Origin of the sequence: Halapricum desulfuricans, assembly GCF_017094525.1 — an archaeon.
Classification (GTDB): domain Archaea; phylum Halobacteriota; class Halobacteria; order Halobacteriales; family Haloarculaceae; genus Halapricum; species Halapricum desulfuricans.
Genome location: NZ_CP064788.1, coordinates 352685 through 373676, shown reverse-complemented (window position 1 = coordinate 373676; position 20992 = coordinate 352685). Strand labels below are relative to the sequence as shown.

The 20992-nt window shown below is 66.0% G+C and carries 25 protein-coding genes, 2 tRNA genes and 1 pseudogene; 17 read left to right on the top strand and 11 right to left on the bottom strand.

The genetic code is table 11. From position 1 onward, the window contains the following. Positions 1-39 precede the first annotated feature (39 nt). Positions 40-273: an RING finger protein gene (locus HSR122_RS01885; protein WP_229110999.1), complete on the bottom strand. Its 234-nt coding sequence runs from the start codon at positions 271-273 to the stop codon at positions 40-42. Between the two features lie 108 nt (positions 274-381). Here HSR122_RS01885 and HSR122_RS01880 point away from each other — a divergent pair. Together HSR122_RS01880 and HSR122_RS01875 are read left to right on the top strand one after the other, a co-directional pair. Then, positions 382-455: transfer RNA gene (locus HSR122_RS01880), tRNA-Tyr, on the top strand. A gap of 290 nt (positions 456-745) precedes the next feature. Next, the gene (locus tag HSR122_RS01875) at positions 746-907 is read left to right on the top strand and encodes a hydrogenase maturation nickel metallochaperone HypA (RefSeq protein WP_229110998.1); all 162 of its coding nucleotides are present in this window, start codon (positions 746-748) and stop codon (positions 905-907) included. A gap of 196 nt (positions 908-1103) precedes the next feature. On the opposite strand, the pseudogene HSR122_RS01870 reads toward HSR122_RS01875, so the two are convergent. Continuing rightward, a pseudogene (locus HSR122_RS01870) lies at positions 1104-1532 on the bottom strand (AAA family ATPase); the annotation flags it as partial. Between the two features lie 182 nt (positions 1533-1714). On the opposite strand from HSR122_RS01870, the gene HSR122_RS01865 reads away from it, so the two are divergent. Next, a tRNA-Ser gene (locus HSR122_RS01865) sits at positions 1715-1799 on the top strand. A gap of 34 nt (positions 1800-1833) precedes the next feature. On the opposite strand, the gene HSR122_RS01860 is transcribed toward HSR122_RS01865, so the two are convergent. Both HSR122_RS01860 and HSR122_RS01855 read right to left on the bottom strand, forming a co-directional pair. Next, a complete protein-coding gene (locus HSR122_RS01860; protein ID WP_229110997.1) occupies positions 1834-3690 on the bottom strand; it encodes a DUF2070 family protein in 1857 nt (618 codons plus the stop codon). A gap of 72 nt (positions 3691-3762) precedes the next feature. Then, on the bottom strand, positions 3763-4311 hold the full coding sequence (locus HSR122_RS01855) for a GMP synthase subunit A (RefSeq protein ID WP_229110996.1): 549 nt from the start codon (positions 4309-4311) through the stop codon (positions 3763-3765). A gap of 88 nt (positions 4312-4399) precedes the next feature. Here HSR122_RS01855 and HSR122_RS01850 point away from each other — a divergent pair, with 88 nt between their 5' ends. The 4 genes from HSR122_RS01850 to HSR122_RS01835 all read left to right on the top strand — a co-directional run bounded on the left by HSR122_RS01850 (position 4400) and on the right by HSR122_RS01835 (position 7827). After that, the gene (locus tag HSR122_RS01850) at positions 4400-4933 is read left to right on the top strand and encodes a hypothetical protein (protein WP_229110995.1); all 534 of its coding nucleotides are present in this window, start codon (positions 4400-4402) and stop codon (positions 4931-4933) included. Positions 4934-5075: 142 nt separating this feature from the next. Then, positions 5076-5540, top strand: coding sequence for a NifB/NifX family molybdenum-iron cluster-binding protein (locus HSR122_RS01845; protein WP_229110994.1), 465 nt, complete (start codon positions 5076-5078; stop codon positions 5538-5540). A 52-nt stretch (positions 5541-5592) separates the two neighbouring features. Next, positions 5593-6936 (top strand): Fe-S cluster assembly protein SufB, encoded by a 1344-nt coding sequence (gene sufB, locus HSR122_RS01840; RefSeq protein ID WP_394355538.1) that lies wholly within the window; start codon positions 5593-5595, stop codon positions 6934-6936. Positions 6937-7023: 87 nt separating this feature from the next. Then, positions 7024-7827, top strand: a complete 804-nt coding sequence (locus tag HSR122_RS01835; RefSeq protein WP_229110993.1) for a DUF7839 domain-containing protein — start codon at positions 7024-7026, stop codon at positions 7825-7827. Between the two features lie 12 nt (positions 7828-7839). Here the strand turns inward: HSR122_RS01835 and HSR122_RS01830 are convergent, their stop codons facing one another. Continuing rightward, positions 7840-9078: an NUDIX domain-containing protein gene (locus HSR122_RS01830; protein WP_229110992.1), complete on the bottom strand. Its 1239-nt coding sequence runs from the start codon at positions 9076-9078 to the stop codon at positions 7840-7842. Between the two features lie 72 nt (positions 9079-9150). Between HSR122_RS01830 and HSR122_RS01825 the strand changes: the two genes are divergently transcribed. Next, positions 9151-9645: a metallophosphoesterase family protein gene (locus tag HSR122_RS01825; protein WP_229110991.1), complete on the top strand. Its 495-nt coding sequence runs from the start codon at positions 9151-9153 to the stop codon at positions 9643-9645. 48 nt (positions 9646-9693) lie between these two features. On the opposite strand, the gene HSR122_RS01820 is transcribed toward HSR122_RS01825, so the two are convergent. Next, complete coding sequence (locus tag HSR122_RS01820; protein ID WP_229110990.1) at positions 9694-10896, bottom strand: alpha-amylase domain-containing protein; 1203 nt, start codon at positions 10894-10896, stop codon at positions 9694-9696. A 201-nt stretch (positions 10897-11097) separates the two neighbouring features. Here HSR122_RS01820 and HSR122_RS01815 point away from each other — a divergent pair, with 201 nt between their 5' ends. Both HSR122_RS01815 and HSR122_RS01810 read left to right on the top strand, forming a co-directional pair. Beyond that, a complete protein-coding gene (locus HSR122_RS01815) occupies positions 11098-11850 on the top strand; it encodes a coenzyme F420-0:L-glutamate ligase (RefSeq protein ID WP_229110989.1) in 753 nt (250 codons plus the stop codon). Then, complete coding sequence (locus tag HSR122_RS01810) at positions 11850-12830, top strand: 5,10-methylenetetrahydromethanopterin reductase (protein WP_229110988.1); 981 nt, start codon at positions 11850-11852, stop codon at positions 12828-12830. The genes HSR122_RS01815 and HSR122_RS01810 overlap by 1 nt, the downstream gene beginning before the upstream one ends. Here the strand turns inward: HSR122_RS01810 and HSR122_RS01805 are convergent. After that, positions 12784-13014, bottom strand: a complete 231-nt coding sequence (locus tag HSR122_RS01805; RefSeq protein WP_229110987.1) for a hypothetical protein — start codon at positions 13012-13014, stop codon at positions 12784-12786. The genes HSR122_RS01810 and HSR122_RS01805 overlap by 47 nt on opposite strands. A 74-nt stretch (positions 13015-13088) precedes the next feature. On the opposite strand from HSR122_RS01805, the gene HSR122_RS01800 reads away from it, so the two are divergent. From HSR122_RS01800 to HSR122_RS01780, 5 genes are all read left to right on the top strand, one after another. Beyond that, on the top strand, positions 13089-13370 hold the full coding sequence (locus tag HSR122_RS01800) for a DUF7573 domain-containing protein (RefSeq protein WP_229110986.1): 282 nt from the start codon (positions 13089-13091) through the stop codon (positions 13368-13370). A gap of 210 nt (positions 13371-13580) precedes the next feature. Next, positions 13581-13778 carry a hypothetical protein gene (locus tag HSR122_RS01795; RefSeq protein WP_229110985.1) on the top strand — a complete coding sequence of 66 codons (198 nt, stop codon included), beginning with the start codon at positions 13581-13583 and terminating at the stop codon, positions 13776-13778. 34 nt (positions 13779-13812) lie between these two features. Then, positions 13813-14106 carry a stress response translation initiation inhibitor YciH gene (gene yciH / locus HSR122_RS01790; protein WP_229110984.1) on the top strand — a complete coding sequence of 98 codons (294 nt, stop codon included), beginning with the start codon at positions 13813-13815 and terminating at the stop codon, positions 14104-14106. 106 nt (positions 14107-14212) lie between these two features. Continuing rightward, on the top strand, positions 14213-14554 hold the full coding sequence (locus tag HSR122_RS01785) for a high-potential iron-sulfur protein (RefSeq protein WP_229110983.1): 342 nt from the start codon (positions 14213-14215) through the stop codon (positions 14552-14554). A gap of 168 nt (positions 14555-14722) precedes the next feature. Beyond that, entirely contained in the window at positions 14723-14980 is a 258-nt protein-coding gene (locus HSR122_RS01780; protein ID WP_229110982.1) for a DUF7123 family protein, read from the top strand. A gap of 29 nt (positions 14981-15009) precedes the next feature. Here HSR122_RS01780 and HSR122_RS01775 read toward each other — a convergent pair whose 3' ends face one another. The 4 genes from HSR122_RS01775 to HSR122_RS01760 form a co-directional block, all read right to left on the bottom strand. Further along, positions 15010-15423: a CopG family ribbon-helix-helix protein gene (locus tag HSR122_RS01775; RefSeq protein ID WP_229110981.1), complete on the bottom strand. Its 414-nt coding sequence runs from the start codon at positions 15421-15423 to the stop codon at positions 15010-15012. Between the two features lie 205 nt (positions 15424-15628). Further along, positions 15629-16294, bottom strand: coding sequence for an NADPH-dependent F420 reductase (gene npdG / locus HSR122_RS01770; RefSeq protein ID WP_229110980.1), 666 nt, complete (start codon positions 16292-16294; stop codon positions 15629-15631). 39 nt (positions 16295-16333) lie between these two features. Next, a complete protein-coding gene (locus HSR122_RS01765; RefSeq protein ID WP_229110979.1) occupies positions 16334-17224 on the bottom strand; it encodes a TIGR01548 family HAD-type hydrolase in 891 nt (296 codons plus the stop codon). A gap of 91 nt (positions 17225-17315) precedes the next feature. Then, complete coding sequence (locus HSR122_RS01760) at positions 17316-17873, bottom strand: nicotinamide-nucleotide adenylyltransferase (protein ID WP_229110978.1); 558 nt, start codon at positions 17871-17873, stop codon at positions 17316-17318. A gap of 205 nt (positions 17874-18078) precedes the next feature. Between HSR122_RS01760 and lonB the strand changes: the two genes are divergently transcribed. Both lonB and HSR122_RS01750 read left to right on the top strand, forming a co-directional pair. Next, complete coding sequence (lonB, locus tag HSR122_RS01755) at positions 18079-20214, top strand: ATP-dependent protease LonB (RefSeq protein WP_229110977.1); 2136 nt, start codon at positions 18079-18081, stop codon at positions 20212-20214. Continuing rightward, complete coding sequence (locus tag HSR122_RS01750) at positions 20215-20991, top strand: CPBP family intramembrane glutamic endopeptidase (RefSeq protein WP_229110976.1); 777 nt, start codon at positions 20215-20217, stop codon at positions 20989-20991. The last annotated feature ends 1 nt before the right edge of the window (position 20992 follow it).

The following is a 20992-nucleotide window of genomic DNA, read 5'->3' as shown; positions in this document are numbered from 1 at the left end:
TATTTCAATCTTCCCGACCGTCTGACGGACGTCACACCGCTACTCGATCCACTCGTCCGGTTCGAAATCGAGCGACCAGCGGGTGCCGCATGCCGGACATTCGATCTCGTAGCTGTCCGAGCGCAGCAGCCGAGAGGTGACGTCGATCGTGAGTTCACCGGCCTGATCGGCACAGTCAAGGTGAAAGCCGGTTTCACAGTCGTCGCAGGTGACAGGGCGGCCGCCAGTCGCGAGTTTCTCGCCGCAGTATCGACACGGCTCGAGCGCTTTCATCGGGCGGACATTGCCGTTACGGTCGTATAACGATTGGCGTCGGGACGCCGCCGCCCTGATCCGAATGATAATCCTTAAGTCTCCCAGACGGAGTACGTTCAGGTGCGACCGCCCTTAGCTCAGACTGGTAGAGCAGTCGACTGTAGATCGACTTGTCCCCCGTTCAAATCGGGGAGGGCGGATACTTCTCGCGGCGCATCCATTCGAGCGCCGCGTGCGGATTCACGCATGATAGTGACCGTTGTAACGATTTACCGATACGACCGCACGACTGCGTGCAGTCGATCCGGAAAGGACGTACAACGGTCACTATGACACGATTTGAACACGACAGTCGCAGCCCCGGAACGATCGAGCGAAGCGAGGTCGCACGCCCGGACGTCTCGGAAAGTCCGAATCGACAGACGGGGCAGTCGTGAACGGTCGACCCCTTTTTTGCCGCTGTGACGCGTGGTTCGACCTGAAGGTCGCAATGGGTGTCTTCGATCGCGCGGCGCGGCTCGCCAGAGGCGACCAGCAGGAGACGTACCCGTATCAGTGTATGTCCTGTGGCGCGGACCTCCCGGTCCAGTACCACACCTGTCCCGAGTGCGGGAGCTACGACGTTCGAGCGACGAAGTGGATCGACGACTGATCGAGCAGTCCCTCCCCATCGCGGTCGGACGCCGCGCCGTTCTGGCGGTGGCAACGAGTATTACGACTCCACGCGGATCGCGACTAACAGACTTTCCCTCTTGCGATAAAAATACAATATCTGATAGAAATTTCGGAGTGAAACATACGCAAACTGCTATATTTTGCGGATATACCTTTATGTTTTCTGATGTGTGTCAGACAGGAGTGTGACACCTGCGAGACAGTCTCGAGAGCGGCGCGACGGGGTTCTGGGTCGCCATCACGAAGAAGGGGTCCGGCAAGTCGTGGGTATCGCCGTCGACGGTGACCTGGCCCTCTTCCGTGGCCTCAAGCAGCGCCGATTGGGTCTTCGGCGGCGCGCGGTTGATCTCGTCGGCCAGCACGACGTTGGCGAAGATCGGGCCCTCGCTGAACTCGGAGGTTCCGTCGCGCTCGTTGAACACGTGCGTGCCCGTCACGTCGGCAGGCAGCAGGTCGGGAGTGAACTGAATCCGCGAAAAGGAGAGTCCGAGCGCCGTCGCGAAACTCCGGGCCGTCAGGGTCTTGCCCGTCCCGGGCACGTCCTCGAGCGGGACGTGTCCCCGTCCCACCACACCCAGGAGGACAGTCTCGAGGAATGCCCGGTGTTTCGGCCCCGTCGCTTCATACGGTCGGTTGTAACGATTTACCGGTACGATCGCATAACAGATGCGATCGATCTGGAACAGACTTACAACCGACCGTATCAGCATGTCGAATGCGAGTCGTTGCCAGCCCGGGCGCGGATCGAAACCGATACAAGTCCCTCCCGGGTACGGGACGATGAGCCGAGGTAGCCTAGCCCGGCCAAGGCGCCTGCCTCGAGAGCAGGTGTCCGAGAGGACTCGAGAGTTCAAATCTCTCCCTCGGCGTTTTATTTAAATTCGTCTTTCAAGAGTAGATTCGTCACGTCAGGAAGAACAGCAGGACGCTGATCGCGAGGACGGCCACGATGAACGCGCCGGCCAGCGGCGCGCCGAGCGAGACGACGGCGTTGGCAGTGCTTGCAAGCATCTCCGTGCGGTCGTTGCCGAAGACCGTGACTTCGGCCCGTTCGGTGGCCATCCCGGCCTCGACGGGTTCGAGGTCAGCGCGGGCCTGCGCGAGGAGGTCGTCGATCAGCGCTACCAGTTCGTCCTCGGGAATCGAGCCGCCGACGGGGTTCTCGGCCTCGATCGTGTTGACCGCGTGGGTGTCCGTGGTGAGCACTTCCAGCAGGTCGGGGCCGTCGACGGCTTCGATGATCCGTTCGCGCAGGCCGGGGACCATGTTGTTGCCGTCGATCAGCACGTAGGCGGTCGTGTGGTCCTCGACCCCCAACAGCGCCGCCCGGATCCCGAGCGAACCGATCCCGTCTTCGGCGTCCCAGGGCGTCGGATCGCGCGCCGTCCCGAGTTCGAGGGTGGACTGTGTCGTCTCGGCCAGTTGATCGGCGAGTCGCTCGGTGCCGTCGATCAGATCGAACGCTCGCCTGCTGCCGGGGACGACGTGCCCGAGATCGGGGCCGGTCAGCCCGTCGTTACAGTTGTGGGCGTCCGCGAGCATGACGTCCTCGAACTCGCCGTCGCGCGCCGCGGCGATCGCCGAGAGGCCGACGCCGAACTCGACGTCGTCGGCGTAGCCCGGCGCGAACGTCGCCGCCGCGAAGGCCGAACTGTCGAAGGCGTGACCCGTCAGCGTCGCTTCCCCGGCCTCGACACGCGAACCGGGAGTGGCCGTGGCGGCGTACTCGATCTGACCGTGGGCGCGTTCGGCGGCGTCGACGAGCGCCTCGACCTCGCGTTCGGTGACGAGGTTGAAGTCGTGGCCGGCGGTGGCGTGTGGCGGGAACGCGAGCCCGTCGGCGTGCTCGTCGATCCGAACCGGGAGGTTGCCGCCGCCGATGTCGCCCATCGGTCCGGGGTGGATCATCGGCAACACGAACCGGGCCTTCTCTTCGTCGTCGGACGGGCGGCGAAACGAGAGCACCGAGACGGGAACGACGGCGGTTTCGCCGATCTCCTCGAAGAATGTCTCGAGCTCGCGCGAACCCTCCGCGAGGTGGCTCATGAACCCGCCGACGAACTCCAGCACGCTGACGCCGAGGCTGCGCCGCCAGGGCCGATCGATCACGAGCAAGAACAGCCAGACTGCACCGGCATAGACGAGACACATCAGCGCCAGCACGAGCAGGTCCTGCGGACGGAAGACGACCGGGAGATCGGCGTGGTTCGCGCGCGAGAACAGTCGATCGACGAGCGGACCGCTGTCCCCGACGAACCGAAGGGTGCCGGTGTAGACGACCAGCAGCACCGCAGCAGCGGCAGTCTGGAGACCGGCCGGAAGCGCGGCGATCGCGAGCCGGTGGCGGGAGACCGCGAGCACGACCAGCAACCGGACGGCGAAGATCGCGGCCAGCGCCAGCAACAGCGCGTCGAAGACGAACGGCTGGCCCAGCGGGGTCGCCAGCGCGACGACAGCCGCCACGGTCAGGATGCCGATGACCAGCAGTTCGCTGAACAGCGCCAGCAGCGAGGAGTGGTTGTGCGTGAGTCGGCCGCCGAGTCGGCGATCGAGCGGCGCGGTCAACAGGCTCGCGGCCACGGTCGGCAGGCCGACGAAGAACACTCCCTGCCAGGCGTCGTCGAGCACGAACGCCGAATCGAAGGCGGCGACGCCGCTCACGGCCGCGATCAGCAGTGCAAAGGTTAACGTCGTGTACCACCGCGGCGTCCGGAAGACGAACCGCGACAGCGCTGCCAGGTTTCCCTGCGTCGCCGTCATCTATCGAAACCCGGATGGCCGACAGGATAAAGCATACGTTCGAATCTCAGCGGCGGAAACCGTCGGTGACACCTACTCGCAGATCGCCCGGAAGTTCTCGAAGACTTCCTCGCCCTCTTCGGTGTGGGCGACTTCGGGATGCCACTGGACGCCGTAGAGGTCCTCGTCGGTGTTGGACATGGCCTCGACGCCGCAGACGTCGCTGTGGGCCGTCCGGGCGAACCCTTCTGGGACTGATTTGACCTCGTCGGCGTGGCTGGCCCACACCCGCGTTTCGGGTGCGAGCGAGCCGACGAGTGGGTCGGTCTCGTCGTCGATCTCGACGGTCACGTCGGCGTAGCCGCCGTACTCCCCCTCCCCGACCGTGCCGCCGCGTTCATCGGCGATGAGCTGCATCCCGAGACAGATCCCGAGGACGGGAACGTCCAGATCGAGATACTCGCGGGAGTTACCGACGCGTTCGATATCCGGACCGCCGGAGAGAACGAGTCCGTCGGCGTCGATCTCTTCGAGTGGCGTCGTGTTGTCGATCAACTCGACGTCGATCCCCATGTCACGAAGCGCGCGCTGTTCGAGGTGGGTGAACTGGCCGTGGTTGTCCACGACGTCGATTCGGGTCATTGGGAACGGATAGACGGCTGGGCGGTAAATACTCGCGGAAAGCGATCGACGGAAAAGACAAAGTGTGTCAGACACCGATGGGAGGACGATGAACGTAGGGACGCGGGTGTTCGATCGTGAAGACGGTGATCCGGACGAGGCTGTCGTCGTCGACAAGCCCGAGGACATGACGATCGCCGACTGGGAGTACGAAGTCGACGGCGAGACCTACACGACAGCGGAGTCGAACCCCGACTACCCGGACGACGAGCAGCTCGTGTTGATCAGTTTTCTCGACGCGCTCGAATCGGACTGGCCGGACTGGGAGACAGTGTCGCCCGAAGCGTTGCGCGACGGCGTGCGAGAGCGTGACATCCCCAGCTACGGCTTTCCCGAGGGGCGACTCGCCGATGCCGACGCGGCTGATGGCGACGGGTCGGACACGGTCGAGATCCCCGAGGAGTTCGAGGTCATCCGCGGTCGTCTCGAGGAGAACGACTTCGCGGTCACACTTGAGGAGGACGCGGCCGAACTCCACGTCGAGAAATACGACACCGAATACGTCGTCAGTGCGGACGGCACCGTCGAGGGCGAGGCCGGACTGCGCAACCGCGTCGCCAGCATCGTCAGTCGGTATCTGTGACCGATATCGTCAGCCGCTATTGATACTGGTGGCTATAAGTTCGCCCGTCACCGGACGGACGCGGGACCGTGGAGCTACCGTCGAGAACACACCGAGCAGACGACCACAACCGGTATGCTTTGCCGGAACGTAGGAGTAGACGATGCGAGTCTGTGTGCCGAGTCTCGACGACGGACGGTTCGACGCTGACGTATCGCCACACTTCGGCCGCGCGCCGAACTACACGGTGTACGACACCGAAGTGGGGACGCTGGAAGTCCACGGAAACGACGGGCGACACCACGGCGGCAACCGCTCGCCGCCCGAGATCATCGCCTCGACGGGCGCGGATGCGCTCGTCTGTGGGAACCTCGGGCAGAAGGCCGTCGAGCGCTTCGAATCGATGGATATCGACGTCTTCCGCGGTGCGTCCGGGACCGTGGAGGACGCGGTCGAACAGCTCCAGACCGGGGAACTGGAGGAAGCGGTCCCCGACGGGACCAACTGCAGCGGCGATGGGCATGGAGACGGCCACGGCCACGATCACGGCGACGGTCACGGACATAGTCACGACCACGGAGAGGGTCACGATCACGGCCACGGACATGACCATGGAAAAGGCCGCTGAGAGTCTCCCTCACAGCAACGACGGGCCACACGAGAGAAGCCGGTGATAACACATGATGCAATCGACCAACACAGCGCTAACACCAGACGCAGTGCGCGCGGTCTCGGAAGCCAAGGACGAGCCCGGGTGGCTGCTCGAGCTCCGGCTGGACGCGCTGGAGCGGTTCCACGAACTCCCGATGCCGGAGGGATGGCCGGGACAGCCCGACCTCTCGGCGCTTGATCTCGACGGGATCGTCCCGTATCTCCGGCCGGATGTCGACGTGACGTTCGACGAGGGGGCTCGCGAAGGCCTCGCCCGGACGTTCGACCGGCTGGGAATTCCCGAGACCGAGCGGGAGGCGCTGGCGGGCGACGGTGCACAGGTCGAATCCGAGGTGCTGTATCACCGGCTCGAACAGCGGTGGGCCGACGAGGGCGTGATCTTCTGTAGCATGGACGACGCCGTCCACGAGCACCCGGATCTGGTCCGGGAGTACTTCACGAGCGCTATCGCGCCGGACGAGCACAAGTTCGCGGCGCTGCACTACGCGTTCTGGTCGGGCGGGTCGTTCCTGTACGTCCCCGAAGGCGTGTCAGTCACGCTGCCGATCCACGCGTACTTCCGGATGAACGAACCGGGGACGGGCCAGTTCAGCCACAACCTGATCGTCGCCGAGCCCGAAAGTGAGGTCCACTACATCGAGGGCTGTTCCGCGCCGACCTATAACGCGAGCAACCTCGATTGCGGGGCCGTCGAGGTGATCGTCGGCGAGGACGCACACGTCCAGCACTCGACGATCCAGAACTGGTCGCGCAACACCTACTGTCTGAACACCGACCGTGCGATCGTCGAGGCCGGCGGCCGGATGGAGTGGATCTCCGGGATGCTGGGATCGAAGGTCACGATGCTGTATCCGTCTTCGATCCTGCGCGGTCGCGGGGCGAGCGCCAAGCACCTCACCGTCACCTGCGCCGACGACGGGCAGAACCTGGATTCGGGCGCGAAGATCCACCACGAAGCACCCGGCACGACCGCGACGATCGAGGCGAAATCGATCAGCAGAGACGGCGGCCGGACGAACTTCCGGGGACTCGTGCGCTCGTTCGACGATCCCGAGGACGTGGCGACGAGCGTCGAGTGTGACGCGCTGATGTTCGACAATGAGTCGACCAGCGACACGATGCCCCACATCGAGGTGATCGGCGACGACGCCACGATCGCTCACGAGGCGACGGTCGGCAAGATCGGCGACGAGGATGTCTTTTACCTGCAAAGCCGCGGACTCGACGAGGACGACGCCAAAGGGCTCATCGTCAGCGGTTTCCTCAAGCCGCTGAGCGAGGAGTTGCCGGTCGCGTACGCCGCCGAACTGAACCGGCTGGTCGCCCTCGAGATGGAAGGCAGCCTCGGGTGACAGAGCACTGACTCCGGGCGCACACGTGACGCTGATACAGGCGACCGGTGGCAAAGATACATGCGGGGGGCGTCCCGAGAGTGCGCCATGGGCGCGCCCGAGGAGGACGCCGGGGTGCTGGAGAGCAAGCGCACAGCCACGCGGTATCAGATCCTCGTCGAGATCGCCGAGCGCCAGCCGGCGGTCAGCCAGCAGGAGATCGCCGACGAGATCGGTGTCACCGCGCAGGCGGTCAGCGACTACCTGCAGGAACTCGTCGAGGACGGGTTCGTCGAGAAACACGGCCGGGGGCGCTACGAGGTGACGAAGGAGGGCGTCGACTGGCTGATCTCACAGACGGCGTCGCTTCAGGACTTCCTCGATCACGTCTCCGAGGACGTCATCGGTCAGGTCGAGATCGAGACGGCCGTCGCCGCGACCGACCTGCGGGAGGGTCAGACGGTCACGCTGACGATGCGGGAGGGGCTGTTGCACGCCGAGGCCGGCGCGACCGGCAACGCAACGGCGGTCGCGGTGACCGACGCGACGGCCGGGGAAGACGTCGGTATCACGAACTTCGAGGGCGTCGTCGAGTACGACCTCGGGACGGTGACCATCGTCTCGGTCCCACACGTCCGCAACGGCGGCTCGCGGACACTCGATCCCGAGCGCGTCGAGACGGAAGCCGACGACCACGATCTGGTGGCCGCTGCCGGCACCGAGGCGCTGGTCGGCGTCCGTGCGGCTGGACTCGAACCCGACATCCGGTTCGGGACCCCCGAGGCCGTCCAGGAGGCCGCGACCAAGGGGCTGACCGTGCTACTCGTCGCGACGACGACAGACCTGTCGCGCCACACCGATCGCCTGCGCGAGAACGGCATCAGCTACGAGGTCGTCGACGCCGCCGAGTAGTCGGCGAGCCCCTCACCATTCCCGCAGCGACCGATGACGGGCGGCGACCTCGGCCACGTCGTCGGTCTCGAGCGCACCGCGCTCGGTACAAATCGCCGTGCACAGTGCGGTCGGCGTCGCCTCGAACAGCGGGTTCGCGACCGTGAGATCGGCGTCGCCGTCGTACAGCGTTGCGGCTGCCGGTTCGGTATCGATCCCGTCATCCGGAGCGACCTTGTCCGCGCTGGCGACGACGTATAGCGGGATCTCCCGGGCTGCCGCCGCCAGCGCGAGCCCGTACGTGCCGACCTTGTTCAGCACGCGATCGGGGAAGATCGTGTCGGCACCGACGACGACCGCGTCGGCGCCGAACGCGTTCAGTTGTCCGGCCAGAGCGGCATCGCTCGTCAGCGTCACGCTGTGGCGGGCGGCCAGCGACTCGGCGACGGCGACGCCCTCGCCGCCGGGCCGGGATTCCGCGATCAGGACGGCCTCGGGGTCGGCAAGATCCAGCGCCTGCTCGACCGTCCCGGACCGCGAGAGCGTACAGACTCGCGCGCCCTCGATCCGTGCCGCGGCGACGGCGGCGGCCGCCCGATCGGCCTCGACAGCGCTCGTGATCCCCTCGCGGGCCGCTCGCTCGACGGCCCCCGGCACGCGTTCGCTCGCCTCGCTCATCGCGCGATTGATCCGGTTCTCGACGACCGCCATCGACGGACGGGCGGCGAGTAACGCGCGAGCGACGCCGGCGACGGTCTCGAAGTCCTCGGTCAGCGCGGCCTCGTCGCGCAGCACCTCCAGCGCGCGCACCGACAGCCAGGCCGAGCCGTGCTCGTCGTCGGCCGCGACGCTCTCGACCGTCGGCCGAACGCCGTCGTACGAGCGCCACAGGTCGGGCACCGTCTCGCGCCGCCGGATCTCGGTCGCGTGGGCCCACTCGTACGTCTGGAGTTCCCAGTTCGGGTCGATCTCGCGCGTCCCGGTCTCGAACAGGAACGGATGGACGCGCCAGCGCGTCCCTCGGTGGGCGTCTTCGACCGCGAACGGCTCGCCGCGGCGAACGAGCGCCGGGTCGTCGATCCCGGTCTCCTCGCGGATCTCCCGCCGTGCGGCCGTCCCCGGCTCGTCGGGCGGTGCGCCCCGCTCGGGCGCGAGATAGCCGGTGATCGCGCCCCACTGGCCGGGGTACGACTCGGCGTCGTCGCTGCGGCGAACGAGCAGGAGCTGCCCGTCGTTGCGCAGAAAGCACGTCACGACCTCGCGTTCGTCCATGTTCGGTCGTTCGCGGCGGGCCAACAAAATGCCGACGCCGCGCTTTTGGGCCACGCTCGTCTACGCCTGGGCATGAACGTCGCGATCATCAGCGATTCGCACATTCCCTCGCGTGCACACGCGATCCCGTCGTGGGCGCGCCGTCACATCCGGGAGGCCGATCACGTGATCCACGCGGGCGATTTCGACTCGACGAAGGCGCTAGCGGACGTGCGCGACCTCGCAACGCGACTCACGGCCGTCGGCGGGAACATGGACCCGCACGGGGTCGGCCTGGCGGATGTCGAGACCGTCCGGCTTGGTGGCGTCACGTTCGTCGTGACCCACGGCACGGGGAGTCGGCGCGACTACGAGGAGCGCGTCGCCCGGATCGTCCGCGATCAGGACGTCGACGGCCCAGTCATCGGCGTTTCGGGACACACCCACGAACTGCTGGACGCGACCGTCGAGGGCGTCCGCCTGCTCAATCCCGGCAGCGTCACCGGGGCCGCCCCGGCCGATGAGGCGACGATGCTGACCGCCGAGGTCGGCGACGGTGAACTGGCCGTGACGATACGTCGGAGGTGACGACAGTCCGGTCGGGGCGTGGAACGGAAGTCCGGGTTCGCACCGCTATCAGGGTGCGTAACAGACCCAGTCGACCGGTGGGATCGAGAGCTCGACGGTCCCGTCAGCGTCGGTCGTAACGTCCGGGCCGGTGTGGGCGTAGTCCTGCAGTGTGGTCGCTTCCCAGGGCGTGTCGACCGTGACGGAGCGGGAGTCAGCAGCGCGGTTGAGTCCGACCAGCAGGTTCCCCTCGCGTTCGAACACGTAACAGGCAGCGTCGAGATGGCGCGTCAGTGCCGGCCCCGCGGCGAAGCGCCGCCGGATCGATAGCAGGTTCGAGATCGTCTCGTTCTCGATCTCGAAGCGGTTGCTGTACACGCGGGGATATCCCTGATACGTGAGGATGAACGCGTGTGCGAGCACCTCGTACTCCGGCGGTGGACTGTCGTGGTTGGAGACGAACGTCATCGTCCGACCCGGATCCCGGTTCACGAGGCCAGCCCCCTCCAGGGCGTTGAAATCGCCGTCCCGGTGGAACACGTCCTCGCGCATCGTGAAATAGAGCGGATAGTCCATGACCGTCATGCCCGTCTCGAGATACGCCTCGCAGTACGAGACCGAGCCGTGCAGCACCTCACCGACGGTAAAGAGACCACGTTCGGCCGCCCACGGGTTCGCGTAGTCGCGGAAGAACGCCGCCTGAACGTGCTTGACCGCGTCCCAGCGAACCCCGTCGACGCCCATCTCGGCGTACCTGTCGACGTACGATTCCAGCACGTCCCGAACGTGAGCCGACTCCTGGCGGAGGTCCGGCAACCCCTCGAGGTCGCGGTGCTGGAGTTCCCAGTCGTCCTCGTCGTCCCTGATCGGCCCCTCGTGACGGAAATCGCCCCAGCTAAAGTGCGGGAACTGGTCGAAATCGACTCCCTCGGCCATGTGGTTGGTGACCGCATCGGCGATGACGGCCAGCCCGTGTTCGTGGGCCGTCTCGACCATCTCTCGGTACGCCGATTCGGTCCCGAAGACGCTGTCGAAATCGAGGTGATCGATCGGCTGATAGCCCCGCGGCTCCGGGTCCGACCAGGTACGTTTGCTCCGCTGGGCCGGCGGAACCTGGATCGCGTCGTAGCCCGCCGCGGCGACGGCATCAAGCGACGCCCGTATCTCTGTCCAGGGCGTGTGATAATACTGGTAGACGGCACCCGCACCGAGATCAATCTCGGTGTCGGCCCCGGATCCGGCCCCGACAGCGGCAGCCCCGAAGCTGGACATTGGTATCTGACCGATCACGACAGAGAACCGAAATCCTTTCGGTACTGACAGAGGTTGACGTAGAAATCCATAGTGTTCGCCCGGGAACGATGATCCTGTCACCCGATCGGCGACGGTAATCCCTACCGTGGGCTGTACGCGTCTCTGGCAGGCCGTGCTTCTATCGGGTCACTTTTTGTGTATCTCGCCCCAGGGATTGGTATGGAGGTCTTCGCGGTCCCGGGACTCCCGGAGGTCCGGGCCGGTGACGATATCGCCGCGCTGATCGAAGCGCAGGCTGACCTGCAGGACGGCGACGTGGTCTGCGTCGCGAGCACGATCGTCTCGAAAGCTGAGGGACGGGCGTTCGACCTCTCGGCGTTCGAGCCGAGCCACCGCGCCCGGTCGATCGCACGCCGTCTCGAGGGGATCACCGGCGACCGGAAGGACCCCCGCTTCGCGCAGGCCGTCCTCGCGGAGAGCGAGGAACTGCTCATGGAGGCGCCGTTCCTGCTGACGGTCACGCAGTTCGGGCACATCACGGTCAACGCCGGGATCGACCGCTCGAACGTCCCCGACGGAGACCTGCTGCTGTTGCCGGACGACCCCGCCGCCAGCGCCCGGGCGATCCGCGAGTCGCTGTCGGCCGACGTCGCAGTCGTCGTCACCGACACGTCGGGTCGCCCCTTCCGTCACGGCCAGCGCGCGGTTGCACTCGGCTGGGACGGGATGGCCGCCAACCGCGACTGGCGCGGCGAGCGCGACCGCGACGGGCGCGAACTCGGCGTGACCGTCCAGTCGGTGGTCGACGAACTCGCCGGGGCGGCGAACCTCGTCACCGGCGAGGGAGCGGGCGGAACGCCGGTCGCGGTCGTCCGTGACTGGTCGTTCGGCGACCACGACGGCCACGACCTGCTCTTCCGGGACCCGGAGACCGACTTCGTTCGACAGGCGCTACGCCAGTGGAGCTACTGATGTACGGACTCGAACTCACCCCAGAACACCCAGTCGCAACGCTTTCAGACTTCGCAGTCGCAGCCGAATCGGCCGGCCTCGATGCCGCCTTCGTCAGCCACCACTACAACAACCGCGACCAGTTCGTGGCGCTGACCGACATCGCCCGCGAGACCGACGACATCCGCCTCGGGCCGGGCATCGCCAATCCCTACGAGACCCATCCCGTCACGCTGGCCTCGCGGATGGCCACGCTGGAGGAGCTCTCGGGCGGTCGCGGTCTGTTCGGGATCGGCCCCGGCGACAAATCGACGCTCGCGAACCTCGGCTACGACCAAGACGGCGCGCTCCGGCGGACGCTGGAGACGTTCAAGGTCGCACAGCGACTGTGGGCGGGCGAGCGCGTCGATCACGACGGCACGTTCCGGGCCGAAGACGCCGCCCTCAACTACGAGGTCGGGTCGATCCCGGTCTACGTCGGCGCGCAGGGCCCGCACATGACCAGAATGGCCGCAAAACACGCCGACGGCGTGCTGTTCAACGGCTCACATCGACGCGATTACGAGTGGGCAGCCAAGCAGGTCGCACAGGGGCTCGAGGAACGCCCGGACCACCGCGGCGAGTTCGACTTCGGCGCGTACGCGAGCGTCTCGATCGCCGAGGACGAGCAGGCCGCCCGCGAGGCCGCGCGGCCGCCGGTGGCGTTCATCACCGGGAGCGCCGCGCCGCCGCTGCTGGAGCGTCACGGTCTCGACCGCGAGCGCGCCGAGGAGATCAGCGCGGCCATCTCCCGGGGGGACTTCGAAGAGGCGTTCGGAGCCGTGACGCCGGCGATGATCGACGCCTTCTGCATCACGGGCACGCCCGGGACCGTCACCGGTCAGATCGAGAGTGTCCTCGAGTACGCCGACAGTTTCGTCGCCGGCTCGCCGCTGGGCCCCGACGTCGAGACGGCTATCGAGCTTCTGGGGGATGCGATCGGCCGGGTCGACTCGGCGTGACCAGCTCCGCGATCGCGCCCAGCGCGAGCACGCCCAGGACGCCGACCGCCGCGAGGACGAACAGTCCGCCGAACAGCACCAGCACGGCGGCGATCGGGTCCCGAGTCGCCACGTCGACGAACGCCGGGCCGATCGCCCCGATGCTATCGAGCAACTCCGAGAGGAACGTCTCCAGCGAAACCATATCCCCCCTTCTCGCGGCTGGTACTTGTGTGTTCGTCCCGCGGACTTTTCTCGCTGGCTCCCTGACCGGGCTGTATGGAGCGGGACGCCACCCTCGAAGACTTCCTCGCGCGGGACGACACGTCCGACGAGAGCGTCGGTGAGTCCGACGAGCAATCCGGCGAGCCCGCTGAGGAACGGCCCGGCGAGTCCACTGACGAACGACAGGGCGGGAAACCGCCCGAGGCGGTCGGTCGAGCGATTTCGACGATGAGTTACCGGTCCGAGGGCGGGGCCTGTGCGACCTGCGGTTCTGTCGTCGAACGCCGGTGGCGCGGGGACGACGGACTGGTGTGTCGGGACTGCAAGAGCTGGTAGCGCTGACGGTTACTATCAACCTCCTGATGGTCAGAACGTTAACTGCGGCCGGTGAACGTGACAACGACTGCGTGGGATTGCAGAGCACGCAGTCGGCCCTCTGTGGCAGGCCATATCACACAACACGGATACACATGACGGACTCGAAGACACACGTCGGATCGGGTCGGGCAAGTCGCCGAAAGCGTCGCCGGCGGCCGCCGTATCGGCGTGTTTCGACGCCTCTATCGTGCGGTCTGGTTGCGCCGGCAGCCCCGATCAGATCCGGCGGCCGACCTCACGCGAGCCTACCGGCGGCGATACGAGCGGGTCCGGTACGCCGGCGAAGCCGACCCGGACACTGCCGAACGCGCCGTCGCGCTCGCGGGCGCGGCCGTCGCCGAGCACGTCAGGTGGTGGTCCCGATAGTGTTTAGTAGGTTGATTTCGTACCGGGACCTGTAATGTCGGAAGTCTGCTCGACGTGCGGGTTGCCCAAAGAGCTCTGCGTCTGTGAAGACGTCGCCAAAGAGTCTCAGGAGATCAACATCCGCATCGACGAGCGCCGTTACGGGAAAGAGGTAACGATCATCGAGGGATTCGATCCGAACGACGTCGACATGGATAGCTTGTCCTCGGATCTCAAATCGAAGTTCGCCTGTGGGGGGACTGTCGAAGACGACATGATCGAGCTCCAGGGCAACCACACCGGTCGCGTCGAGGACTTCTTGCGCGACAAAGGGTTCAACGTGGCCTGATCGCCTCTCTTGACTTCCTCCGCGCGCTGAAGCGCGAGGCTTTCCCTCGCACTTCCGTAATATCGACCCCCATAGAACCTTGTTTCCAGCGCACGTATCGCCGCCTATGAACGACCAACGATCGACTCGGCGGCGGTTCGTTGCCGGTGCGACGGCCGCGACGGCGGTCGCGCTGGCCGGTTGTGCGGGCGGCGGAGACGACGACGGCGGCGTGCCCGAGGCGTACCGGACGGCGACGAGTATCGGCGGTGAACGACGGGACCCGGATGGCCTCTCCAGCAAGGACGCTGCGTCGTATCAGGACTCCCCGAGCGGGGACCGTCAGTGTTCGAACTGCCGGTACTACGTCGAGGACAGAAACGACGACGGCGTCGGAGCGTGCACGCGCGTCGCCGGCGAGATCGAACCCGACGCCTACTGTGCGCTGTACGTGCGCCACGACGGGTAGCCGTTCCGGTCCCGACGGAACGGAACTGTTTCCGCCTCGTACCACTCCCGTCACGCTGGTCCGCTGTGGGGCCGTCTGGGATCGATTGCGACCGTGAAACCGCAAGACAGCGGAGAGTTAGCCGATCGTACCAAACTCCCTATTAGGGGATCATGCGTACGGAGAGATATGAGCGCGACGGCACAACGACACGGAAGCGGGGGAGCCCAGACCACGCTGACGGACAAACAACAGTCGATCCTGGAGTACCTCCGGGAGCACGCCGACACGCAGACCTACTTCAAGTCGCGACTCATCGGCGAGGAACTCGGCATGTCGGCCAAGGAGGTCGGGACGAACATGGCCCCGCTCCAGGACGGCGACTTCGACATCGACATCGAAAAGTGGGGTTACTCTTCCTCGACGACCTGGATGGTCACGGCCTAGCGGCCGCGAACGAGCCTCTGACAGCCCCGTTATGCGACATTGACGTCGACTGGCGTCACGGAGTAATCGACGGTCGTCGTCCCCTGCGTCGCCCGGATCTTGCCGACGAACGTCGAGATGTCCTCCAGACCGCCCTCGAGAATGAACAGTTCCATGCACTGGTGGTCGCCGACGTGGCTGTGGAAGTTCGAAACCACGAGCCTGTCGTACTCGTGGCGCAACTGCATCATCCGCTCTTCGGCGTTAGACGTCTCGTAATCGAACAACACCGTCACGATCCCCAGCAGTTCCCGCTCTTCGAGTCGCTTGTCCTCGAACTCGCCCATGAGGTTCCGCGCGGCCTCCCGAAGCACCTCGCTGCGGCCCGTGTAGCCGTGTTCGTCGGCGAACTCGTCGATCCGATCGAGCAACTCCTCCGGCATCGAAACGCTTGCGACGGTCATATGCTAACTGAGCGGACCTGAGTTAATAAACATCAGCATTATAGAACGGAATGGAACGGCGTTCGCACTTGCTCGTCATCACTGACAGCTGGGGCCGAGCGGTCGTCAGCCGAGCGTTGGCGTGTTATACTGGTGGCTATACCATTTCGAAATGATCTGGCACGCCGTCGTGCCAGATATCTTTCCGAACGTATAGCCACCAGTATTAGCCGAACCGAACGCCCAGGTCGTGCAGCCCGTCGTTGTGCTGGGCGACGTTGATCAGAAGCGGCGTGATCCCCTCGATCTCGGGTGCGTTCGCGAGTCCGCCAGCATCGAGCGGTCGCAATCCCTCGATCCCGTCGGCCAGGTCGGCGACGATCGACTTGGCGTCGGAGTCGTCGCCGACGAGTAGCGTGTCGATCCCGAGGTCGGCGTCGAGGTTCGCCAGACGACCGGCCGCGAGGTTGTGGAACGCACCGACGACGGGGACGTCCTCTGGGGCGGCGTCGGCCGCCAGCGCGGTCACGCTACCGGCGCTGGGCGGGTTGTAGTGAAACCCGTCACCGTCACGTTGCATGCCGACTGCGGGGCTGACCAGTACCGCGTCGTCCAGCCTGTCGGCGACCGCTTCGACCGTATCCGTGAGGTGGTACGCCGGAACCGCCGCAACGACCGCGTCGGCGTCGGCCGCGGCGTCGGGGTTTTGCGCCCCCTCGATGGTCACGTCCCGGCCGCGACTGTCCAGTTCCGTCTCGTACTCGTCGGCCTTGGCCCGGGCGCGGTCGGCCTCGCGCGACCCGATCACGAGTTCGTGGTCGGTGTCGTAGCCCCACCGCAGCGCCAGTCCCTCGCCGATGTCTCCCGTCCCGCCGAGTATCGCGATTCGCATAGGCGTACCTTTGCCGAGAAGTGGTTAAGCGTTCCGCGATCAGTCCGCCGGCGTCTCCTCGATCGACTCCAGCAGTTCGGGCAGATCGTCGACCGACTCGACGACCGCGCTCGCGCCGGCGCGTTCGAACTTCTCGCGTCCGGCGTCGCCGTCGAGCCCGCCGGTCAGCACACCGATCCCGCGGTACGTTCGATCCGGGTCCACGCGGGCGGCGTTTTCCGCCGTCCGAATGTCGTCGAGCGTGTCCCCGACGAAGGCGATTTCCGTGCCGCCGAGCCGGTCGGCGAGCGTCACCAACGCGGTCGGGTCCGGTTTGCTCGCCGCCCAGTCGTCCATCGTGAACCGGTGGGCGTCAGGCACGTCGAGTCCGACCCGTTCGAGCGCGATGTCGGCCTCCGCGGCGGGGCGACCGGTCAGGATCCCGATCGCGAACCGGTCGGTCAGTTCGTCGCGGATCTCCGGATTGAGCAGGACAGGCTCGTCGTGGATGTATCCCCGGGTGTGCAGTTCGGGCGAGCCGCCCTCGATCTCCCGGTAGAGCTCCGATCCGAGATACAGTTGCTGGAACACGTCCCGGAGTCGGTCGCGGTCCCAGGCGTCGAGCGCACGCTCGCGCTGTGCCGGGTCGAGTTCGTCGTCGACGACCGACCGGGCCGCCGCCAGTCCCCCGCCCGAGGCGGCGATGCGATCGGTAAAGGTCTCGATGCTCAGCGGGAACCCCTCTCGGCCGGCCAGCACGTACAGCGCGACGGCGTCGGTCAGCTCCCAGTCGTTGTTGAACCCGCCGGCGTCTTTGAACTGCTGGATCGCGGGCTGGGCGATGGTCTCCCCGTAGACCCGTTCGACGCTCTCGACGATCGCACGGCGATAGGACCCGGCGACGTCCACCAGGACGCCGTCGACATCGAGAACGAGCGTGTCGGCGTACATATCCGTTCACTCGGCGTCCTCATTGATAGGGGTTGCGTCGCGGGGGACGTCGAGACGCCACGGCTCTCGAACGAGCGCTCGACTCGCAGTACTACGGCTCGTTGTCCTCGTCGGCTTCCCAGCGATCGACGACGTCGTCCTGTGCGATCGTTCGCAGCCGCTGGATGCCGTTGATCTCTTCGACGACGTCGACGACGGGATCGGGTACGCGATCGCGCCAGGGGTCGTCGTCGATCATGCTCTCGCGGATGTCGGTTCCCTCCAGCCGTTCGCGATCGAACATCTGTGACTGTCGAACTTCGATCTCGTCCTCCTCGAACAGCCGGATCACCAGCGGGTTGTTCGAGTAGACGACATCGAAGTCCGGGCACATGCTCTCGACGTGGCCGGCCCAGACGGCGTTGCGGTCGATGTCCTCGATCGGGACGACGTATGTAACCAGGTCGTGTTCGCGCTCGAACTCCCGGACGGCCTTCGTGAGCATCATGATCCGCTCGCCCGCCGTGAACGGGTTACGGACCGTGTGCGAGACATCGGCGCTGCCAATCCCGAGGACAAGTTCATCTACCTCGTCGGCGATGTGCTCTATCACCGTGTGGTGGCCGTTGTGGTACGGCTGAAAGCGGCCGATATAGAACCCACGAGTCATAACTCTGGTTGTACCTCGGCGGCACGTTTTATAAAGCCCGCGAGTCCGTCGGACGGCACACGGGTCGTTTCATCGATCGGTGAAAAACTGGAATATTGGCCCTACAGCCGGTCTCGCGGCATAATATCGGAGACGGAGCGTCTGGCCGAGGGGAGAAAGTATATCAGTCGACAGACCCTGACTACTGGTGACAGCAACGAATAGAATGAGCGAACACACAGACACTGACGGCACCCCCGACGGAGACGGCACGACGTCTGCCGACAGCGAGTCGGAACGGGCCGTCGACGACGAGACCGAGGCATCGTCCCCTCGGACGGACGAGGAGGAGACAGTCGAATCGACTGCCGGCGAGGTCGAACCAGCGGCCGACGAGACGGTCGCCGACGGGGACGACACGAAGACCGATCTGGGTAGCGGCGTTTCCGTCGAGGGCGACGAGGCGACGGTCGAGGACGACGCGGACGGTCTGCTGGGTGGACTCGACATCGAGACGACCGAGGAGATCGAGGTCCCCGACCGGCTGGTCGATCAGGTGATCGGCCAGGACCACGCCCGGGACATCGTCAAGAAGGCGGCAAAGCAGCGCCGCCACGTGATGATGATCGGCTCGCCCGGGACGGGCAAGTCGATGCTGGCGAAGGCGATGAGCCAGCTGCTGCCCAAGGAAGACCTGCAGGACGTGCTGGTCTATCACAACCCCGACGACGGCAACGAGCCGAAGGTCCGCACCGTGCCGGCGGGCAAGGGCGAACAGATCGTCGACGCCCACAAGGAGGAGGCCCGCAAGCGCAACCAGATGCGGTCGTTCCTGATGTGGATCATCATCATCGCGATCATCGGGTACGCGCTGTTTTTCGCCCGGAGTATCCTGCTGGGCATTCTCGCGGCCGGGATCGTCTTCCTGGTCTTCCGCTATCTGAACCGCGGTTCGGACGCGATGATTCCGAACCTGCTGGTCAACAACGCCAACCAGCAGGTCGCACCCTTCGAGGACGCGACCGGCGCACACGCCGGGGCACTGCTGGGCGACGTCCGCCACGACCCCTTCCAGTCCGGCGGCATGGAGACGCCCAGCCACGACCGCGTCGAGGCCGGCGCGATCCACAAGGCCAACAAGGGCGTGCTGTTCATCGACGAGATGAACACGCTGGACATCCGGTCCCAGCAGAAGCTGATGACCGCGATCCAGGAGGGGGAGTTCTCGATCACGGGCCAGTCCGAGCGCTCCTCGGGTGCAATGGTCCAGACCGAGCCCGTCCCGACGGACTTCATCATGGTCGCGGCGGGGAACCTCGACGCCATGGAGAACATGCACCCCGCCCTGCGCTCCCGTATCAAGGGGTACGGGTACGAGGTGTACATGGACGACACCATCGAGGACGAGCCGGAGATGCGACGCAAGTACGCCCGGTTCGTCGCCCAGGAAGTCGAGAAGGACGGCCGCCTGCCTCACTTCACCGAGGAGGCCGTCGAGGAGATCATCCTCGAGGCCCAGCGTCGGTCCGGGCGGAAGGAGCACCTCACGCTCAAACTCCGAGACCTCGGCGGGCTGGTCCGCGTCGCCGGCGACATCGCCCGCGCGGAGGACAAGGAGTTCACCGAACGCGAGGACGTCCTGCAGGCCAAGCGACGCTCGCGCTCGATCGAACAGCAGCTTGCGGACAACTACATCGAGCGGCGCAAGGACTACGAGCTGACAGTCAGTGACGGCAGCGTGGTCGGCCGCGTCAACGGCCTGGCCGTGATGGGCGAAGACAGCGGAATCGTCATGCCGGTCATGGCCGAGGTGACGCCCAGTCAGGGCCCCGGCGAAGTGATCGCGACCGGGAAACTGCAGGAGATCGCCGAGGAGGCGGTCCAGAACGTCAGCGCGATCATCAAGAAGTTCAGCGACGAGGACATCTCCGAGAAGGACATCCACATCCAGTTCGTCCAGTCCTACGAGGGCGTCGAGGGCGACTCGGCCTCCGTCACCGTGGCGACGGCCGTTATCTCCGCGCTGGAGAACATCCCCATCGAGCAGGATGTCGCGATGACCGGCTCGCTGTCCGTGCGCGGTGACGTGCTGCCGGTCGGCGGCGTCACCCACAAGATCGAGGCCGCGGCCAAGTCCGGGATCGACCGGATCATCATCCCCGCGGCCAACGAGCAGGACGTGATGATCGAAGACGAGTACAAGGACCAGATCGAGATCATCCCCGTCCAGCACCTCTCCGAGGTGCTCGAAGTCGCGCTGGCGGGCGAACCCGAGAAGGACTCGCTGGTCGACCGCCTGCGGTCGATCACCGGCAAGGCGCTGGATCGGCAGGTCGGCCCCAGCTCGCCCAGCCCGCAGTAGATGGCTGACCCCCAGTGGGCCGCCTTCGCCGGGCTCACTGGCCTCGTTCTAACGGCGTTTCTCGTTCTCGCGTGGCTTTCGGCCCGAACTGTCCGCGATCCACCAACGATCGACTGGCAGTTCACACCGGTCGGCGTCGATCCGGGCGTCCACTCGCGACGCGGAGTCAGGACGCGGCTCTCCCACCCGCGACTGACCGAACTCTCGACGGCGTCGCTGCTGGCCAACGTCGCGGTCACGCAGGGGCTGTTCGCGGTCGTGGTCGTCGGTGGTGCGGTCGTCTTTTCCATTCCGCCGAGAGCGTTCGGTCTCGGCGCTGGCGAGACTACCGGACGGACACTGCTGTGGGGGGTCGCGCTCGGCGTCGGACTCTGGGCGGCCAACGAGGCCAGCTCCCGCGCGCTCGACGTGGTGGGCATCGAGTACGACGAGCGCCTCAGGTCGATGCTCGCACCCGACTCGCCCGGCGGCTGGCTCGTCCTGCTCGGACTCGTCCTCCCGACGATCGCCGCCGTCGAGGAGTTACTCTTCCGGGCGGCCGCGATCGGTGTCATCGCGGCCGGATTCGACCTCTCGCCGTGGCCGCTGGTCGCCGTCTCCTCGGTCGCCTTCGGACTGGGCCACGGCGCACAGGGTCGCGCCGGAATCGCCGTGACCGGCGTGCTCGGGGTCGTGCTCGCGGGCGCGTTCGTCCTCTCGGGGAGCCTGCTGGTGGTCGTCGTCGCGCACTACCTCGTCAACGCGCTGGAACTCGTCGTTCACGAGGGACTCGCGTGAG

Coding starts and splice junctions, on each gene's coding strand:
- HSR122_RS01885 (WP_229110999.1), bottom strand. CDS start 273: ATGAAAGCGCTCGAGCCGTGTCGATACTGCGGCGAGAAACTCGCGACT.
- HSR122_RS01875 (WP_229110998.1), top strand. CDS start 746: ATGGGTGTCTTCGATCGCGCGGCGCGGCTCGCCAGAGGCGACCAGCAG.
- HSR122_RS01860 (WP_229110997.1), bottom strand. CDS start 3,690: ATGACGGCGACGCAGGGAAACCTGGCAGCGCTGTCGCGGTTCGTCTTC.
- HSR122_RS01855 (WP_229110996.1), bottom strand. CDS start 4,311: ATGACCCGAATCGACGTCGTGGACAACCACGGCCAGTTCACCCACCTC.
- HSR122_RS01850 (WP_229110995.1), top strand. CDS start 4,400: ATGAACGTAGGGACGCGGGTGTTCGATCGTGAAGACGGTGATCCGGAC.
- HSR122_RS01845 (WP_229110994.1), top strand. CDS start 5,076: ATGCGAGTCTGTGTGCCGAGTCTCGACGACGGACGGTTCGACGCTGAC.
- sufB (WP_394355538.1), top strand. CDS start 5,593: ATGATGCAATCGACCAACACAGCGCTAACACCAGACGCAGTGCGCGCG.
- HSR122_RS01835 (WP_229110993.1), top strand. CDS start 7,024: ATGGGCGCGCCCGAGGAGGACGCCGGGGTGCTGGAGAGCAAGCGCACA.
- HSR122_RS01830 (WP_229110992.1), bottom strand. CDS start 9,078: ATGGACGAACGCGAGGTCGTGACGTGCTTTCTGCGCAACGACGGGCAG.
- HSR122_RS01825 (WP_229110991.1), top strand. CDS start 9,151: ATGAACGTCGCGATCATCAGCGATTCGCACATTCCCTCGCGTGCACAC.
- HSR122_RS01820 (WP_229110990.1), bottom strand. CDS start 10,896: ATGTCCAGCTTCGGGGCTGCCGCTGTCGGGGCCGGATCCGGGGCCGAC.
- HSR122_RS01815 (WP_229110989.1), top strand. CDS start 11,098: ATGGAGGTCTTCGCGGTCCCGGGACTCCCGGAGGTCCGGGCCGGTGAC.
- HSR122_RS01810 (WP_229110988.1), top strand. CDS start 11,850: ATGTACGGACTCGAACTCACCCCAGAACACCCAGTCGCAACGCTTTCA.
- HSR122_RS01805 (WP_229110987.1), bottom strand. CDS start 13,014: ATGGTTTCGCTGGAGACGTTCCTCTCGGAGTTGCTCGATAGCATCGGG.
- HSR122_RS01800 (WP_229110986.1), top strand. CDS start 13,089: ATGGAGCGGGACGCCACCCTCGAAGACTTCCTCGCGCGGGACGACACG.
- yciH (WP_229110984.1), top strand. CDS start 13,813: ATGTCGGAAGTCTGCTCGACGTGCGGGTTGCCCAAAGAGCTCTGCGTC.
- HSR122_RS01785 (WP_229110983.1), top strand. CDS start 14,213: ATGAACGACCAACGATCGACTCGGCGGCGGTTCGTTGCCGGTGCGACG.
- HSR122_RS01780 (WP_229110982.1), top strand. CDS start 14,723: ATGAGCGCGACGGCACAACGACACGGAAGCGGGGGAGCCCAGACCACG.
- HSR122_RS01775 (WP_229110981.1), bottom strand. CDS start 15,423: ATGACCGTCGCAAGCGTTTCGATGCCGGAGGAGTTGCTCGATCGGATC.
- npdG (WP_229110980.1), bottom strand. CDS start 16,294: ATGCGAATCGCGATACTCGGCGGGACGGGAGACATCGGCGAGGGACTG.
- HSR122_RS01765 (WP_229110979.1), bottom strand. CDS start 17,224: ATGTACGCCGACACGCTCGTTCTCGATGTCGACGGCGTCCTGGTGGAC.
- HSR122_RS01760 (WP_229110978.1), bottom strand. CDS start 17,873: ATGACTCGTGGGTTCTATATCGGCCGCTTTCAGCCGTACCACAACGGC.
- lonB (WP_229110977.1), top strand. CDS start 18,079: ATGAGCGAACACACAGACACTGACGGCACCCCCGACGGAGACGGCACG.
- HSR122_RS01750 (WP_229110976.1), top strand. CDS start 20,215: ATGGCTGACCCCCAGTGGGCCGCCTTCGCCGGGCTCACTGGCCTCGTT.